The 16,597-nt window shown below is 71.5% G+C and carries 14 protein-coding genes; all 14 read left to right on the top strand.

Annotation, left to right across the window (positions count from 1 at the left end):
* Positions 1 to 261 precede the first annotated feature (261 nt).
* The 14 genes from ACFWI4_RS15825 to ACFWI4_RS15760 all read left to right on the top strand — a co-directional run bounded on the left by ACFWI4_RS15825 (position 262) and on the right by ACFWI4_RS15760 (position 16,426).
* The gene (locus ACFWI4_RS15825) at positions 262 to 903 is read left to right on the top strand and encodes a hypothetical protein (RefSeq protein WP_387195925.1); all 642 of its coding nucleotides are present in this window, start codon (positions 262 to 264) and stop codon (positions 901 to 903) included.
* Complete coding sequence (locus ACFWI4_RS15820) at positions 900 to 1,196, top strand: transcriptional regulator (protein ID WP_387195923.1); 297 nt, start codon at positions 900 to 902, stop codon at positions 1,194 to 1,196. The genes ACFWI4_RS15825 and ACFWI4_RS15820 overlap by 4 nt, the downstream gene beginning before the upstream one ends.
* A 213-nt stretch (positions 1,197 to 1,409) precedes the next feature.
* Complete coding sequence (locus ACFWI4_RS15815; RefSeq protein WP_387195920.1) at positions 1,410 to 3,248, top strand: GH3 auxin-responsive promoter family protein; 1,839 nt, start codon at positions 1,410 to 1,412, stop codon at positions 3,246 to 3,248.
* 14 nt (positions 3,249 to 3,262) lie between these two features.
* On the top strand, positions 3,263 to 4,153 hold the full coding sequence (locus ACFWI4_RS15810; protein WP_387195917.1) for an alpha/beta fold hydrolase: 891 nt from the start codon (positions 3,263 to 3,265) through the stop codon (positions 4,151 to 4,153).
* A complete protein-coding gene (locus ACFWI4_RS15805) occupies positions 4,146 to 5,441 on the top strand; it encodes a mandelate racemase/muconate lactonizing enzyme family protein (RefSeq protein WP_387195914.1) in 1,296 nt (431 codons plus the stop codon). The genes ACFWI4_RS15810 and ACFWI4_RS15805 overlap by 8 nt, the downstream gene beginning before the upstream one ends.
* Before the next feature lie 170 nt (positions 5,442 to 5,611).
* On the top strand, positions 5,612 to 6,580 hold the full coding sequence (locus ACFWI4_RS15800) for an FAH family protein (RefSeq protein WP_387195911.1): 969 nt from the start codon (positions 5,612 to 5,614) through the stop codon (positions 6,578 to 6,580).
* A 325-nt stretch (positions 6,581 to 6,905) separates the two neighbouring features.
* A complete protein-coding gene (locus ACFWI4_RS15795) occupies positions 6,906 to 8,447 on the top strand; it encodes a hypothetical protein (protein ID WP_387195908.1) in 1,542 nt (513 codons plus the stop codon).
* 210 nt (positions 8,448 to 8,657) lie between these two features.
* Positions 8,658 to 9,923, top strand: coding sequence for an IS701 family transposase (locus tag ACFWI4_RS15790; protein WP_387195905.1), 1,266 nt, complete (start codon positions 8,658 to 8,660; stop codon positions 9,921 to 9,923).
* On the top strand, positions 9,920 to 11,260 hold the full coding sequence (locus tag ACFWI4_RS15785; protein WP_387195902.1) for an MFS transporter: 1,341 nt from the start codon (positions 9,920 to 9,922) through the stop codon (positions 11,258 to 11,260). The genes ACFWI4_RS15790 and ACFWI4_RS15785 overlap by 4 nt, the downstream gene beginning before the upstream one ends.
* Positions 11,257 to 12,012, top strand: coding sequence for an SDR family NAD(P)-dependent oxidoreductase (locus ACFWI4_RS15780; RefSeq protein ID WP_387195899.1), 756 nt, complete (start codon positions 11,257 to 11,259; stop codon positions 12,010 to 12,012). The genes ACFWI4_RS15785 and ACFWI4_RS15780 overlap by 4 nt, the downstream gene beginning before the upstream one ends.
* A 189-nt stretch (positions 12,013 to 12,201) precedes the next feature.
* Complete coding sequence (locus ACFWI4_RS15775) at positions 12,202 to 12,495, top strand: YciI family protein (RefSeq protein ID WP_385406147.1); 294 nt, start codon at positions 12,202 to 12,204, stop codon at positions 12,493 to 12,495.
* 2 nt (positions 12,496 to 12,497) lie between these two features.
* Entirely contained in the window at positions 12,498 to 13,844 is a 1,347-nt protein-coding gene (locus ACFWI4_RS15770; protein ID WP_387195896.1) for a PLP-dependent aminotransferase family protein, read from the top strand.
* A 118-nt stretch (positions 13,845 to 13,962) separates the two neighbouring features.
* Positions 13,963 to 15,234 (top strand): ATP-grasp domain-containing protein, encoded by a 1,272-nt coding sequence (locus tag ACFWI4_RS15765; protein ID WP_387195893.1) that lies wholly within the window; start codon positions 13,963 to 13,965, stop codon positions 15,232 to 15,234.
* Between the two features lie 76 nt (positions 15,235 to 15,310).
* Positions 15,311 to 16,426, top strand: coding sequence for an LLM class flavin-dependent oxidoreductase (locus tag ACFWI4_RS15760; RefSeq protein ID WP_387195890.1), 1,116 nt, complete (start codon positions 15,311 to 15,313; stop codon positions 16,424 to 16,426).
* Positions 16,427 to 16,597 lie beyond the last annotated feature (171 nt).

Raw genomic sequence — 16,597 nt, 5'->3', positions numbered from 1 at the left:
GGGGCGGTCTCGGCGCCGAACTTGCCGAAGTAGACGGGGAGTCCGGCCCTCAGGACCGTCGGCACTTGTCGCCGCGAGGCTGCCGTGTAACGCTCTTTCCCGAGCCCGTATGTCTTCTTCCGGACGCTCCGCTTACCGCCCGAACCGCCGCGCTGCACAAGCCCGTTCGCGCCGTACGGCGGCTCATCGCCTCTTCCCCGAAGCGCCGCCCCCGTGCGGCGCTTTGTTGTTCACCGACACCGAAAACGCAAGGAGTTGGCCGTGGCCGACGAAACGTACCTGTGCACCTCGACGCGCTGCCGCAAGGCGGACGGCGACGCCGCCCGCCCGCGCGGGCGGCGCGCGGAGCCGGGCAGCCGCCTGTGCGGCCTGTGCCGGCGGGCCGTCGTGCGTGACGTGGCCTCCCTGCCGGGGCTGCACGGCCACAGCGAGGCCGAGATGAGCCGTCCGTCCGGCGGCGCTCCCGCGCAGCGCATCACCGGCACCCGCGAAACGGCCCTGCCGGTACGGGCCTCGGCACTGGAGGCACGTCGGGACGTCGTCGCCGCACTGTCCTCCTGGTCGCGGCTCGTGGTGGACCAGGTCGCGGACGCCGTGCCGCCGCACCGGACGGTGGCCGCCATGGCCGCCTTCCTCGGCCGGCACGCCGGCTGGCTCGCGACCCGCCCGGAAGCGGGCCGGTTCGCCGACGAGATGGCTCGGGCGGCGGCGGCACTGCGCCAGGAGGACACGGCTCCGCGGACGGACCTCTCGTCCCTGGGACCGTGCGTCGAACCGGGCTGTGAGGCCGAGGTGTTCCTGCCCCGGCGGGGCGGCGAGGGCCTGCTGCTCCGCGGGCCCGTCTGCACCGCGGGACACGTCCTGACCCCGCGCCAGTGGCTCGCGCTGCGGGAGACGGCGTGAGCGCCCGCGCCCGGCGCGTGCCCACCGAACTGGCGGCACTCGTCCTGGGCGTCCAGGAGGTCACCGTCCGCCAGTGGGCCCGGCGCGGCAAGATCACCCGGTACGGGACCGCGCGGCGCGCCCTGTACGACCTCGACGAACTGACGGAACTCGCCCGGTCGTCGACGCCCCGTCCCGCGCCTGGGCCCGCACCAGGTCCCGCGCCTGGGCCCGCACCAGGTCCCGCGAGCGGGGACGGTGGCGGGAGCGAGGGTGGGACTCCGACCGCCCACACCTCCGTCCACGACAACTGACGGGAAGGCGAAGGCCGTTCGTCCCCGGTCACCGCCTTCCCCGCCACAACCCCGCCCCTCACGTTCCTCCCCGCGCCCCCACACCCCCCCACACGTTCCTCCCTACGCCCCCACACCCCACCGCTCCTCCCCCGGATGCCCCGATCACGGGCACCCCTATGCCCTCATGCGACCGATTTATCCACATTTATCCGCAAGGAGAGACGACACCCGATGGACACCACCGACTGGCAGCAGCACTGGAACGACCGCCGCGGACCCTTCGTGCAGGAGTGCCTCCAGGCCCGCGACGACCTGCTCGCGGACCTCAAGGATCCCAAGTCCGCGCAGGAACGCGTGCTGCGCGACATCATCGGCGTCTGCGCCGACTCCCAGCACTGGAAGGCGCAGGGCTACGGCGTGACCGCCGAGGACCCGTCCCGGTTCCGCTCGGTCCTGCCGATCAGGCGGTACGCCGACTTCCTCCCGGAGATAGAACGCGAAACCCGTACCAAGGGAGGCGTGCTCTCGTGCAGCCCGGTACTGCGCTGGCTCAAGACGAGCGGCACGACCGGGGTCCCGAAGCGCGTCCCGTACACCCTGCACTGGCTGCTCACCTACCGCATTCCGGCCATGAAGGCGATGTGGGGGACCTACCTGCTGCACCACCCCGAGCTGCTCGCCCACCCCTGGGCCACCCTGGACACCCAGACCGTGCGCGAGGACGTGTACGACTTCGTGCACGGCGTGGAGCACCAGGCGATCAGCAACCGGCACCCGCAGATCAACAGCCGTGACTGGAACCCGCCGTGGTACCAGTCGCCCTGGTTCAACACCCAGGCTCCCGCCTCCCACGCGGGCCGGATGTACCACCGCATCCGTCACCTCGTCGGCAAGGACCTGCACTACATCTCGGCCATCAACCCGAGCACGCTCATCTCGCTGCGTGACCTGGTCGCCGAACACGGCGAGGAGCTCGTACGCGATCTGCGCGCGGGCACGCTCGACGGCCGGCCCTGGTCGGAGCCGGACGAGGAGGCGGCCCGCCATCTCGAATCGGTGCTGGCCAAGGGCGAGTTCAGCCTGACGGACGTGTGGCCGTCGCTGACCCTGTACAGCTGCTGGCTGTCCTCCAGCGCGGAGCTGTACCGCGCCAAGCTGGACGCGGTGCTGCCCGGCGTCAGCAAGCTGCCGTTCATGGGCTGCGGCACCGAGGGCGTCACCTCCGTACCGGTGGACGACTCGCTGGACAGCCAGCCGCTCGCGGTCGGCCAGGCGTTCTTCGAGTTCGTCCCCGCCGATGTGCCGCTGGGCGAGCTGGTCGACGCGGGCGCCCCGGTGCGGACGCTGCTGTTCGACGAGGTCGAGGCGGGCCGCGACTACCACCTGATCATGACCCAGGGCAACGGCCTGTACCGGCTGTGGACCGGTGACATCTACCGCGTCGACCGGATCGTGGACGGCACCCCGTGGCTCCACTTCGTCCACCGGGACGGCGTCTTCCACTCCTTCACCGGAGAGAAGATCACCGAGGCCGAGGTCACCCAGGCCATCAAGCAGGGCATGGCCGGACTCGGCCTCGACACCGGCCTGTACATGTGCGGGCCGCAGTGGGCGGAGCCTCCGTACTACGTCGTCGCCGCCGAGGTCGCCGCCCCGGGTGCGGAACTCGACCGGGCCCTCTCCGAGGCCGTGGACCGGGAACTGTGCGAGGTCAACATCGAGTACGCCTCGAAGCGGGACAGCGGCCGGCTCGGAGCGCTGAGGGTGCGGACCGTGCCGCTCGACGCGATCACGGCGTACGCGGAATCGCGTCGACAGGTCGGCAACGCCACCCAGTACAAGTACAAGCCGTTCCACCAGGACGTCGACTTCATGACCGGCATCGACGGCGTCAATGCCGTCGACTCGGTCAACCCGCTCAACGACATCAAGGGCATCAATGGCGCCGCGCCGGTAGCGATCGACACCACCGGGACGGCCGGCACCACCGACACGACCGACACGTCGGTCCGCACCGCCGCCCCGCTCACCGTCGCCGCGGTCGTCACCGCAGGCCACTTCGGACGCTGAAGGAGAACAACGACATGATCGAGACCAAGAGGCCCCCGCAGAACACCCGTCGCGAGATAATCGACCTGCCCTCCGGCGGAGTCGACCTCGCCCTGCACCTGTGGCGGCCCCAGCACCCCCAGCGGATCAAGGGCGCCGTCTTCTACTTCCACGGCCTCCAGAGCCACGCGGGCTGGATGTGGGAGGTCGGCCCCCGCTTCGCCGACAACGACATCGCCTTCTTCGTCCTGGACCGGCGCGGCAGCGGGATCAGCCCCGGCGAGCGCGGCGACCTGGCCGAGGCCGAGATCCTGCTCGGCGACTACATCGCCGCGCTGGCCCAGGTACGGGAGATGATCGGCGAGGACGTACCCCTGTCGCTGTTCGGACACTGCCTCGGCGGCTCCTTCCTTGCCGCCCTGATGCACCACCCGGACTTCACCACCCGCTACGACGCCGCCGTGTTCTGCTCCGCCTGGCTGGGACGGATGCACGCCACGCTCGACGATGAGGAACGGCGGGCGCTGGCCGCCGGGAACAGCACCGAACCGTGGGACGCGGGCCTGAGGTCGCAGGACTTCACCGACGACCCCAAGTACCAGCAGTTCATCGACCACGACGACCTCGCCGTACGCCTGATCACCCGCCGCTCACGAGCGACCCTCCTGGAGCTGGAGCGGCGCTATCTGGAACCGGGCGCACGGGTCCTGCCCGCGGTCCCCGCCACCTTCGTGTCCGGCATGACCGACCCGATCGTCGACCTCGACAGCGCACACCAGGTGTTCGCCGCACTGGCACCCGACCGCGGGACCATCATGAAGCTGCCCACCGACAGGCACTACCTCTTCTTCACCGGGGCCGGCGCGGACCTGGTCGACTGGACCTCGACCCACACCCTGCTCCAGGGACTCGACCGCAATGCCTGAAAACCTCGGTGAAGAGATACGCGGGAGCGCGGCGGTGCTCTACCGGGTGCGCCTTCCCATGCACACCCGCTTCGACCATCCCGCGGCGCGCCGCGCCGCCTCCGACAGCCTGGTCCTGCGGCTCACCAGTGAGGGCACGAGCGGTGTCGGCGAATGCGCGCCCCGTTCGTACGTGACCGGCGAGACCTCCGACTCCGTCCTGGCGGCGCTGCGCCGGACCCCGTTGGAGCGGGTCTTCACGCTGCTGCGCGACGAGCCGCCGGCCGAACTCCTGGAGCGGATACGCCGCGAGGGATTCGGCGAGGTCTTCCGGATCACGGGCGGCAACAACCTGCTGTGCCTCCTGGAGACGGCGGTCCTGGACCTGCTGGGCCGACGGCTGGGGCTCGGTGCGACGGAACTCATCGCCGGTTCCGGACCGACGCCGGGCCGCGCACCCGCCACACCCTGCACACCTGACACATCTGGCACATCTGACCCAGCCCACACATCCGGCGTACCCGCCGTGGCCGCCCTGCCCGTCTCGCAGGTGCTCGACCTGAGCATCACGGCCGAGGAGTTCCTGGCCACCCGCGGCCCGTTCCACTTCGTCAAGATCAAGGCGTCCGACGACATCGAGCGCGACGCCCGCAGTGTCCGGGCGGTACGCGCACACGTGGGCGACGGTGTGCCGGTCATGGTCGACGCGAACATGAGCTGGACCGAGACCACAGCACTCCCCCACGCCTGGCGGCTGCGGGACGCCGGCGCGGACTACGTGGAGGAGCCGCTGCCCAAGGGCTCCTGGGCCGCCCTGCGCACCCTGCGCCGCCGGGCCGGGCTGAAGATCATGCTGGACGAGTCCCTGTGCACGCCCGAGGACGCCCGAACCGCGGTCACCACACAGGCCTGCGACGCCTTCAACATCCGGGTCGCCAAGAACGGCGGCCCGCTGCGCGCGGCCCGCATCGTCCAGTACGCACGTCGGCACGGCATCGCGTTCCAGATAGGTGTCCAGGTCGCCGAGGTCGGTCCACTGATCAACGCGAGCCGGGCGCTGGCCTTCTGCCACCGTGACGCGCTGACCGTCGAGGCGGGCCAGAGCGACCGGTTCTTCCCCGAGATGATCGTCTCGCCGCGTCCGGTCGTCGACCGCCGCTCCAACACCCTCTCGCCCGCGCCGGGCCCCGGCTTCGGCATGAGCCTCAACAGCGCGGCGGAGCCGTGGGCCGAGCTCGTCCTCCCCGAGGAGAACGGCTCCTGGCAGCCCGCGACCGCCCCGCGACACGCAGCCCACGCAGCACGCTGAGCGCCTCCACACCCCGACAGCCATGTCCCGACGGTCGCGATGTCCAGACAGTCCTGTCCGGGCAATCACGTCTGGACAACCAAGTCCGGGCAGTCACGTCCGGACAGTCAACCCTTGCCAGTCATGTCTTGACGGTCATGTCTTGATCCACATCCAAGGAGATTCCCGCCATGAACGTGTTCTTCGAATGCACCTACCAGGGCGAGCGCCACTTCGGCCTCGGCCTGCCCGCGGACGGTGAGACGATCCGTCTCCACCCGGTTCACCCCGGCGAGGACCTGGGCGCCACAGTCGTCGCCGCGGTCTCGGCCGCGGGCGGTGACGGCCACGCGCTGCGGGCGGCACTCATCGCGGGCCGCCCGGAGGTGCTGGTCCCCGCCGCCGAGCGCGAGGACCTCGTACCGCGGCCCCCGCTGCTGCCCGTGTCCGCCGGGGACGCGATGGTCAGCGGTTTCATGCAGACCCACAACGTCAAGGTCGACGCCGTCACGCAGTCGCAGCCCAACTGGTTCGTCAAGGGCCTCGGGGAGGTACTGAAGGTCTCGGGCGAACCGCTGTCCGTACCGCCGGGCGCCGTCGCGCTGTGCGAGGAGGCCGAGGTGGTCCTGGTGTACGTCACCGACGAGCACGGCAGTCCCCGTTACGCCGGCTACACCTTCGGTAACGATCTCACCGACATCGGCCGGTTCCGCCGCCACGCCGGGCATCTCTCGTACGCGAAGCTCTGCGACGCCGGAGTGACGCCCTGGCTGTTCCTGGACGAGCCGCCCCGGTCGGTGACCGGCCGGGTGACGATCGAGCGGGACGGCGCGCGGGTCTGGGAGGGCGAGTTCACCACCGGGACCAAGGCCCTGCACTTCGGGCTGGAGGACATGATGTCCGGGCTGTTCTCGCACGGGGCGCTGCTGCACCCGGGGCGGGTGCACTACGTGTATCTCGGCGCCGACCGCAGCAGTTTCCATGGCGGGTTCACGATGGCCGACCGCGACCGCGTCACGCTCGACTTCGACAGCCACGGCGTCAGCCTGACGAACACGGTCTCCTGGCCCGGCGCACCGGACACGCACACCACGCACGCGACACTGACGGCGCCGGCGGCGCGGACGGCACCTCCGGTCACGGCAGGAGCGACGGGGTGACGTCCCTCCCTTCCCGAAGGAGGGAGTCGGGATTCCCAGGGCTCGCGCGGCGGGGCCTCCCGTGTCGCCGCCGGTCGCCCCGCCCGGGAGCAGGTCCCCGGTCGGCGCGTGCCCGTGTCGTCACCGCGGGCCGCCCCCTCCGCCCCGCGAACCGGTGCGCCGGTTCGCGGGGGCCGTCGCCGGTTCACGCGCGCGGACACCGGTCCGGCCCGACGGCGAACCGGCTCCGTTCGTCCTGCTCCGCAGGAACGTCGTTCCTCCCCTACGAACGGGAGGCACCCCTTGCCCGGCCCGAAGGCCCGGGTTTCCACGAAGGAGAGCCCCGATGACACCGACCGGGCCGTTGCGCAGACTGAGCGGGACCGAGGCGGCCTGCGCCTGGAGGCACGCGCTGACGGGCGGGCAGACCCAGACCACCACCCGCCTGACGGTGGCCGCCGAGCTCTCCCCGACCCACGTGGAGCAGGCCGTGGCCCGGTGGGTACGGGAGTTTCGCGCGCTGTCCCTGCGGATCGCGGAGGAGGGCGGAAGCCTGTGGTTCCACGAGGTGCCCGGACTCGCCGTCGACCAGCTCCGCCAGGAGACGTACACCTCGACCGCCTCCAGCCGGAGCCGGAGCCAAAGCCACGGCTCCGGCTCTGGTTCCGGACCCGACCATGACTACGACCGGGTGCGCGGCCACGGCCACAGCGGTGCCGCGGAAGCGGAGGCCGTGCCCCGCACCGGGGACGTCCTACGGGCCGGCGGTCCGCTGTGGCGCCTTGAGGTCGGCCACGATCCGGCCGCCGCCGCGACCCATCTGCTGCTGACCTGTCACCCGGCGCTGGCCGACGGCCCGTCGACCGCCAGGCTGCTGCGGGCACTGCTGGACGCCCTGCTCGGACCGGGCCCGTCCGGCCGCGAAAGCGCCGGCCATCGTCAGGCCTCGGCACCCGACGCGGACGAGTTGACCTACCGGCCCCCGCCGCCCCCACACCCGCGCCCCGGGGCGACGCCGATTCCCGTCCAGCCCCAACCTCCGGCCCCGGACACGGCCTTCGCCTCTGCCGCGATGACGGTGCACGGCGGTGCGGAGGGCGCGGCGCCGGTGTCGCTGACCGCACGGCAGACCGCGCGCCTGACGGCATGGTGCCGACGTCACCTCATCACCACCGACGAGTTCTTCGCGGCGGCGCTGGCCGACTCCTGCGCGCGGGCGGCGGGCCAGGAGGAGGTCGCGCTCCTGACGGCGGTCTCCCTGCGGCAGCGGTACGCGGAGCGTGCCCGGCTCTCCGAGGTCGGCTGCTTCGTCCGTCTCGTCCCGGCGACCGTACGGGCCGGGGACAGCGGCGCCCTGGCGGACCGTGCGCGCGGCTACGGGCAGGCGCTCCGGGCGGCGGACGCCGACTGGCGCCCCGTCCGTCAGGATCACGCCCGTATCCGGCGCGCGGTGGAGTTCGAGACGGAGGCCGGAGCCGGCTTCGCCTTCCGGGTCACGCAGGACGGCTGCGTGGACACCGCGCTCGGCCACCACGCGGCCCTGGTCACCCGGTACACCACGACCCCGTACGCCAACACCTCGTACACAGGCGTCACTTCGCGCGGGGTGACGTCCTGCGCGAGCACGACGTACGGAGCGACGGACAAGACCGAGCACCAAGCCGCGTACGGACTTTCCTGGACGGCGGTGCGGAGCGCGGCTCCCCGGCAGCTCGGTTTCCTGCACCTGTCCCGCTTCCGGGGTGCCCTGACCGTGTCGCTGGGGATGCCCGACTCCACCGGGATCGAGGGTGGTTCACCGGAGCGGGCCGCTGTCGGGTCCGGGGCTCTCACCGCGCCGCGGATCGCGGCGGAACTGGCCGCGTGCGCCCTGGCCCCTGCCACCTGACCGGATCCCGTCGTCTGACCGTCACTCACCGATTCCACGTCACCGCAGGTCAGGCCCCGGTTTTCCGCCGAACCCGGGGACGGACTTCGCTAAGTATCCGACAGTCCCCACCCCGGAGTCGAAAACAAAGCGATCGTTCTCTATTCTTTCCGTAGCGGCACCGTTCAGGGGCCGGGACCAGCAGCAGGACCAGCGGGAGGGACACGAGCGATGGCGACTAAGCCGGGCACGCGGGCAAGGGCATCGGTCTCCGCGTTCACACAGGAGCTCTTCGGGCGGCTGCCCCGGGCCGACCAGCGCCGCTGGGCGCACGCCTACATGGAGGGGCTCCTGAGCACGCCGGGCAAGAAGAGCGTGCGGCGACTGGCGGCGTCCGTGTCGGACTCGTGCACGGCCCCGCAGTCCCTGCACCAGTTCATCAACGCCAGCCCCTGGGCGTGGGAGCCGGTGCGCGCCGAGCTGACCCGATGGGTCCAGCGGCACACCGCTCCCCGCGCGTGGACCATCGGTCTGGCGGTGGTGCCCAAGCGGGGCGACCGTTCCTGCGGCGTGCACCGCCGCTTCGTGCCCCAGGCGGGCCGCACCCTCAACTGCCAAGTGGGCGTGGGCGCCTTCCTGTCCACGGACACCGAGGACGTCCCCGTCGACTGGCGTCTGCTGCTGCCCGACCCGTGGTCCAACGACCCGGCGCTGCGCCGGCGGGCCCGCATCCCCGAGAGCACCGCGCCCCGGTCCGCCGAGGCACAGACCCTCGACCTGGTCGAGAGCCTGCCGACGGGCGGACAGCTCGCCGAGGTGCCGGTGGTCGCGGACCTGGAGGGCTACGCGGACACCGGGGAGATCGTGCGCGCACTGAGCGCGCAGGGACGCCACTTCGTCGTCGCGGTGCCCGCCGCCCTGCCGGTCCTGGCGGTCCCGGTGCGCCATGCGCGCAGCACCGCCCTGACGGTCCCGGCGGCCCGGATGAACCTCACGGCCTCGACGGGCCCGACGGCTCCGGCCACCCCCGCAGCCTCGGCCGCTCCGGCCGACCTGACGGTCCGGCAGGTCCTCACCCGCCGCGAGGCCGCGCCGCCGCACCCCGTGACCGTACGGACACGGCAGGGCGAGGACCGCACGGCGCACGTCCTGACCGGGCTGGTCCGGCTGCCGGAGCCGAGGACGGGCCTGTCCCGACCGTCGCCCGCCACCGAACACCGGCCCGCCCTGCGCGTGTTCGCCGAAATCGACCCGAACACCCGCCGCCCGGGACGCACATGGATCACGAGTCTGGCCAACCGGCCGCCCGGCGAACTGCTCGAACTGGCGGCTCTGCACGCCGGAACCGCCGACACCGTAAGGCAGTTGGAGGACGACTTCGGTCTGCTCGCCTTCGAGGGCCGCTCCTACCCCGGATGGCACCACCACATGACCCTGGTCTCCGCCGCCTTCGCCTACAGCAGTCTCACCACCACAGGAAAGGGCGGCACCCGATGACGCTTCCCAAGGCGTTCTGGCTGCTCTGGTGCGGGCAGACCGTGAGCCGGCTGGGCATCCTCGCCCCGGCCTTCCTCATCCTCTTCCTCCAGCAGGACCACCTGGCCGACCCTCGCACTACACCCGTCATGGTCGGCCTGTTCGGGGCCGGCATCCTGGCCTCCGGGCTGGCGGGCGGCGCGGTGGCCGACCTGATCGGGCCACGGCGCACGATCATCGCCGCCCAGCCGCTCGCGGCCGCGACGGCCCTGCTGTTCCTCGTGACCACCAACGTGTACGTACTCGGCCTGCTCTGTCTGGCCACCGGATTCCTGTCCGCCGTGGACCGGCCGGCCGGCGCCGGACTGATCGCCACGATCGTCCCGGCCGAGCAGTTCTCGAAGGCCTACAGTCTCTTCCTCGTCGGCTTCAACGTCGGGATGTCGCTGAGTCCGGTCATCTCCGGATTCCTGCTCGCGTTCTACCCTCCCGCCCTGTTCCTCGTCTGGGCCGCGGGCAGCATGCTCTACGCACTGCTCGTCTGGGCCCTGCCCGCCGACGAGGCACGTCCCGAACAGCAGGACGGGAACACGGCGTCGGCGTTGCGGCGCGCGGCCCGCGGCATCACCGAGCCCTACCGCTCACCGGTCCTGGTCGCGTACCTCGCCCTCGTCTTCCTGCTGGCCTGCGTCTACCTCCAGGTCAACTCGGCCCTGCCGCTGGACATGCGCCGCTCGGGACTGAGCCCGGGGGACATCGGCATCGTGCTGGCCATCAACGCCGTGCTCTCCATCGCCCTGCTCCCCCTGGTCCCCCGGGCGGTCAAGAAGATGGGCGACGAGACACCGCTGGTCCTGGCGGCCACGCTGATGGCCGTCGGCTTCGGACTCAACGCGCTGGCGCACGACATCGTCCTGTTCACCGCGGCGACCGTCGTCTGGACGCTCGGCGAGGTCCTGTGGGCACCCATGTCGGCGACCTTCATCGCCGTCCGGGCCCCCGAAGGACGCGTCAGCACCTACCAGGGCTCCTACTTCTTCGCCTGGAACGCCGCCTTCGTCATCGGCGGCCCCATCGGGATCACCGTGGCGAACGCCTACGGATACCCCTCGCTGTGGATCTGTCTGCTCCTCCTCGGTCTGGTCGCCGCCGCGGGCTTCAAGTCCCTGCCCCGCCTCACCGGCTTCACCTCCACCTCCACCTCCTCCACCGCGGCCGCCGCACAGACGCCGGCCCCCGCCGAGGCACACGAGAGCCCCGCGGCGCCAGCGGAACACGTGACCGCGACGGCGCCGGGAACGACCTCCCGACCCCAGCCCCATCACACCCACCCCACCCAACCCAGGGAATCGACATGACCGTACAGACCTCGCGCACCGCCCTCCTGATCGGCGCGGCCGGCGGAATCCTCCAGGAAGTGGCGCGTGGCCTGGCCCGCGAAGGGCACACCCTCGTCCTCTTCGACAAGAACGAGGAGGCCGTGAACACCCTGGCCGCCGAACTCGCCCAGCTGACCAAGGTCGACGTGGTCGTCGGGGACATCACCGACATCCCCGCCGCGGAGACACAGCTCGCCGACATCGTCGACCGGCACGCCCCCTCCATCCTGGTCAACGGGGTGGGCGGCGACACCCGGGTCATCGGATACGCGGACCTGACCGAGGAGCACTTCGGCCAGTCCCATCTGGAAAACGTTGTCAGCACGTTCGTCGCGATCAAGGCGTGTGCCCCGCGGATGGCTGAGGACGGCTACGGCCGCATCGTCAACTTCGCCTCGGCCGGCGGCCGCACCTACAGCCACTTCAACAACGCCGCCTACGTCGGTGCCAAGGCCGCCGTGATCGGCATGACCAAGCAGATGGCCTACGAGCTCGCCCCCAGCGGGGTCGTGGTCAACGTGGTCGCCCACGGGCCCATCGCGACCGAACGTGTGGCGGGCGCCTGGGAGCGCCGCGACCCGGAGCAGAAGCAGGCGGTGCTCTCCAAGCTGCCGATGCGGCGCATGGGCACGGTCTCCGAGGCGGTCGGCAGCGTCCTGCACCTGTGCTCCGAGAGCGCCGGTTACTCCACCGGCGCGGTGATCGACGTCAACGGCGGCCTCTACATGTGACCCCCGGACAGCCCCGGCCGCCCGGCCGCCGAGCCGCCGGACCTCACCTCGAGCAGACCGGCCGGATCCCGGAACGACCGGCCGCCCCCGGAACGACCGGCCGGATCCGAGAAGACGGACCGGCTCCGAGAAAACCGGCCTGGCTCCGAGAAGACCGGCCGGGCCAGAACGAGCGAAGAGGAGACAACCGTGGCGAAGTTCGTCGTCGAATTCGAGTACAGCGTGGACCGCGCGGGACGCCAGGGCCTGCACCCGGCGCACGCCGAGAACCTCCACCGGCTCGCCCGCAGCGGCGTCCTGCTGCTGGGCGGCCCGCTGGCCGACGAGAACGCCGGCCTGCTGCTCTACGAGGTCGAGGACCGGGCCGAACTCCAGAAGGTGCTGGACGACGAGCCCTACGTACAGGGCGGGATCGTCGCCGCCACCCGCATCCGCCAGTGGTCGCCCGGCAAGGGCAGCTGGATCACGGAAGGAAAGAACTGACCATGAGCACTACGACCCTGTCCGCGCCGGACGGCCCGGCGGACGGCGACCGGCTGACGCTGCGCCAGGACGCGCTGCACCCCGCGATAGCCGATCCCTCGATGGACTCGATGCGGATCCTCAGCGAGACCGCCATGAAGTTCCCCGAGGCCCTCTCCTTCTCCTCGGGCGCGCCCTACGACGGCAACCACGATCTGGCGGACCTCTCCTTCCACATCGACCGCTACGTCAAGCACCTCCAGGAGCGAGGCGTCCCCCAGCAGCGCATCACACGGCTGCTGTTCCAGTACGGGCCCGTCAACGGCTTCATCCAGGACGACGTGGCACGGATGCTGCGCAACGACGAGGACATCGACGTCCCCGCCGAGGCCATCATGATCACGCACGGCTTCCAGGAGGCGGCCCTGGTCGCCCTGCGCGGCCTGTTCTCCGGCCCCGACGACGTCCTGCTCAGCGTCTCCCCCGCCTATGTCGGCATCCGCGGCGCGGCCCGGATGCTCGACATCCCCCTCGAAGCGGTCGACGAGGGCCCCCAGGGCCTGGACCCCGAGGCGGTGGCCGCCGCGGCACGCGCCGTGCGGGCGACCGGCAGGCGTCCGGCCGCGCTCTACCTCGTCCCCGACTTCTCCAACCCCTCGGGCACGGTGCTCCCGCTCCAGGCCCGCCGGCGCCTGCTGGAGGTGGCCGCCGAGGAGGACCTGATCATCCTCGAGGACAACCCGTACGGATTGTTCGCACCCGAGGGCGAGGCGATGCCGACCCTCAAGTCGCTCGACACCGCGGGCCGGGTCGTCTACCTCGGTTCGTTCGCCAAGTCGGCCTTCCCCGGCGCCCGCCTCGGCTACCTCGTCGCCGACCAGCCGGTCACCGGAGCGGACGGTGCCACGCGCACCCTGGCCCAGGAACTGTCCCGCGCCAAGGCCATGTTCAGTGTCGGATCGTCCTCCCTGTCCCAGGCCGTGGTCGGCGGCATCCTCGCCGAGAACGGCCACACCCTGCGCCCCGCGACCCGCGAGCTCGCGGCCGTCTACCTGGAGCGGCTCCAGGTGACCCTCGACAGCCTCGCCGAGCACTTCCCGCCCGAGGACCACGCCGAGCACCAGGTCAGCTGGAACACCCCACGCGGCGGCTTCTTCCTCACCGTCGAGGTGGGCTTCGAAGCGGGCCTGGGCGAGATGGAACGCTGCGCCCGCGACTACGGCGTCAGCTGGGCGCCGATGAGCATGTTCCACATCGACGGCGGCGGCGAACGCCAGATCCGGCTGGGCTTCAGCAACCTTGCGCCGGAGGCGATCCGCGAAGGCATCGCGCGGCTGGCCCGCTTCATCAACCACACGCCCCGCGCGTAACCCCGCCCCTCACGCCCACTCCCACCCCCACCTCAACCGCGAGGCCCGGGCACCTCCCCCCCCACTTCCCGAGGGCCCCGGACGAGCGGCAACGCGTCGCCTCACAAGAAGGACGAGCATGAGCCAGAGCAGCAGTCAGCGGCCCACCGTCGTGGTGGTCGACGGCTACTCCGCCGGAAACTTCTACCCCAAGGCCTTCACCGAGACCGGTGCACGGGTCGTCCATGTGCAGAGCACCCCCGAGCTCATCCCCACGATGCTCGCGCCCGGCCTGTCCGCGTACGAGGAGAACATCGTCGAGGACGACGAGCAGGCGCTGGTGGAGCGGCTCCGCCGGCTCGGCCCGGTCTGTGTGGTCGCCGGCCAGGAGGGCGCCGTACCGCTGGCGGACCGCCTCAGCGAGGCACTCGGCGTGCCGTCCAACGGCACCCGGCTCTCGGCGGCCCGCCGGGACAAGTACGAGATGATCGAAGCCCTGCGGCGGGCCGGTGTGCGGTGCGCCGACCAGTTCAAGAGCTCCGACGTACGGGAGCTGACCGACTGGGCCGAGGAGCGGGGCGTGTACCCGGTCGTCGTCAAGCCGCTCAGCTCGGCGGCCTCGGACGGCGTGTACATCTGCAACAACGCCGAGGAGGTGACCGCCGCCGCCACCGCCGGACTGGCCTCCCAGGACATCTTCGGCACGGACAACACCGAGATCCTCGTCCAGTCCTACCTCAAGGGCACCGAGTACATCGTCGACACCGTCAGCAGCGACGGCGAGCACTACACCTGCGGGGTGTGGCAGTACGAGAAGACGCTGCTGCCCTCGGGCAAGAACATCTACAACCGCGACATCCTCCTCGCCCCCGACGCCGGCCCGGTGCCGGCCCTGGTGGCCTACGTGCACCAGGTGCTGGCCGCCCTCGACGTCCGCTGGGGCCCCGCGCACGCCGAGGTCATCATGACCGACGAGGGCCCGGCCCTCGTCGAGATCGGCACCCGCCTCAACGGCAACATCCACGCCGGCTTCCACGACGTGTGCCTGGGCCACAACCAGGCGCACCTCACCGCCCAGGCCTATCTGCGACCGCGGCGGTTCCGCCAGGAGTACGGCGGCCGTGTCTACACCCGCCGCCAGCCCGGTGTCGTCTACAACACCCCGACCGAGCAGAGCGGTGTCGTCGACACCATCAACACCCGTGCGGTGGACGAGATCCGCGCGCTGGACAGCGTGTTCCTCGCCGGTCCCAAGCTCGCCCCCGGCTCCCGCATCCGCCCCACCACGGACCTGCTCAGCAGCACCATGCGCGTCTACCTCACGACCCACGACCAGAGGCAGCTCGACGCCGACTACGACACGGTCCGCAGCCTCAAGGACAGCGTCTATCAACTCGCTTCGCAGGCGTAGCGGGGGGCCGCAGGCCGCTCCCCATCCACATCCACATCCTGACCCAGATCCATCTTCATATTCTCGGAGGAATGCTGTGCACAGCCGTATCGGTCTCTTCCTGTCCCCCGTCCACGAGACCGGCCAGGACCCGCACCTCGCGATCCGCCGCAACCTCGACCTGGTCGAGCACGCGGACCGACTGAACTTCGACGAGGCGTGGTTCGGCGAACACCACACCCTGGGCTGGGGGCTGGTCGGCGCTCCCGAGACGATGATCGCCGCGGCCTCGCAGCGCACCGCGCAGATCAAGCTGGCGCACGGTGTCGTGCCGCTGTCCGGACACCACCCCTTCCACGTCGCCAGCCGGGCCGTCCACCTCGACCACCTCAGCCGCGGCCGCTACATCCTCGGCGTCGGCCCCGGCGTCCCCTTCGACGCGAAGATGTTCGGCCTCGCGCCCGACGTCCAGCGCCGCCGCCTGGACGAGGCCCTGCCGACCGTCCTGGAACTCGTCAACGGCGACTCCCGGATCACCCAGAAGACCGACTGGTACGAACTGCAGGACGCCAAGCTCCAGTTGCCCCGCTTCAACCCCGCCGGCATCGAGGTGGCGATGGCCACCAGCGGCACCTCGTCGTCAAGCCCGCGCCTGGTCGGCAAGTACGGCCTGAGCATGACGTCGTTCGCGCTGCCGTTCGCGCTGATGACGCCGGGCGCCCCGGACCACATAGGCCTGGCGCAGCAGTGGAAGTACGCCGAGGAGTCCGCGGACGAGCACGGCCAGACCCTGCGCCGCGAGGACTGGCGCATCGCGCTTCCGGTCCACGTGGCGGAGACGCGCGCCCAGGCGTTCGCCGATGTCCGTGAGGGCTACGACCGCTGGCTCTTCGAGTACTTCGGCAAGGCGGCCGGCCGCGAGGTCATCAGCCCCGACACCCCGCGCGAGAGGGCGCTGGAGGCCCGCGTCGAGGCCGGCGGCGCACTCGTCGGCTCGGTCGAGGACGTCGTCCAGGGCATCCGGCGCATGCAGGAGGCCACCGGCGGCTTCGGCAAGCTCCTGGTCTACGTGGCGGACTGGACGTCGTACGAGAAGACCAACCTCAGCCTGGAGCTGCTGGCCCGTTACGTGTCCCCGCAGATCACGGGCTCGGCGTCCCGTCCGCAGGAGGCGGTCGACTGGGCCATCGCCTCGCGCGCGGGCGGCCGCTGACCCTCGTGCGGCACGGCCGGGGGCCCAGCCACCGGCGCGAGCCGCGGAGGAACGCCGGCAGCGGCGCGGCGACCCCGGTACGACACCGCACGGCGCGGGGTCGGCACACGACCGTCCCGGCGCCGGGCCCCGGGCGGCCTCGTCCTCGGCCCCGCCTGGGTGCTGGTTGGG

The organism is Streptomyces sp. NPDC127038 (assembly GCF_042725875.1).
GTDB lineage: Bacteria > Actinomycetota > Actinomycetes > Streptomycetales > Streptomycetaceae > Streptomyces.
Note: the sequence above shows the minus strand (reverse complement) of the source record. Positions and strands in the feature narration are given on the sequence as shown.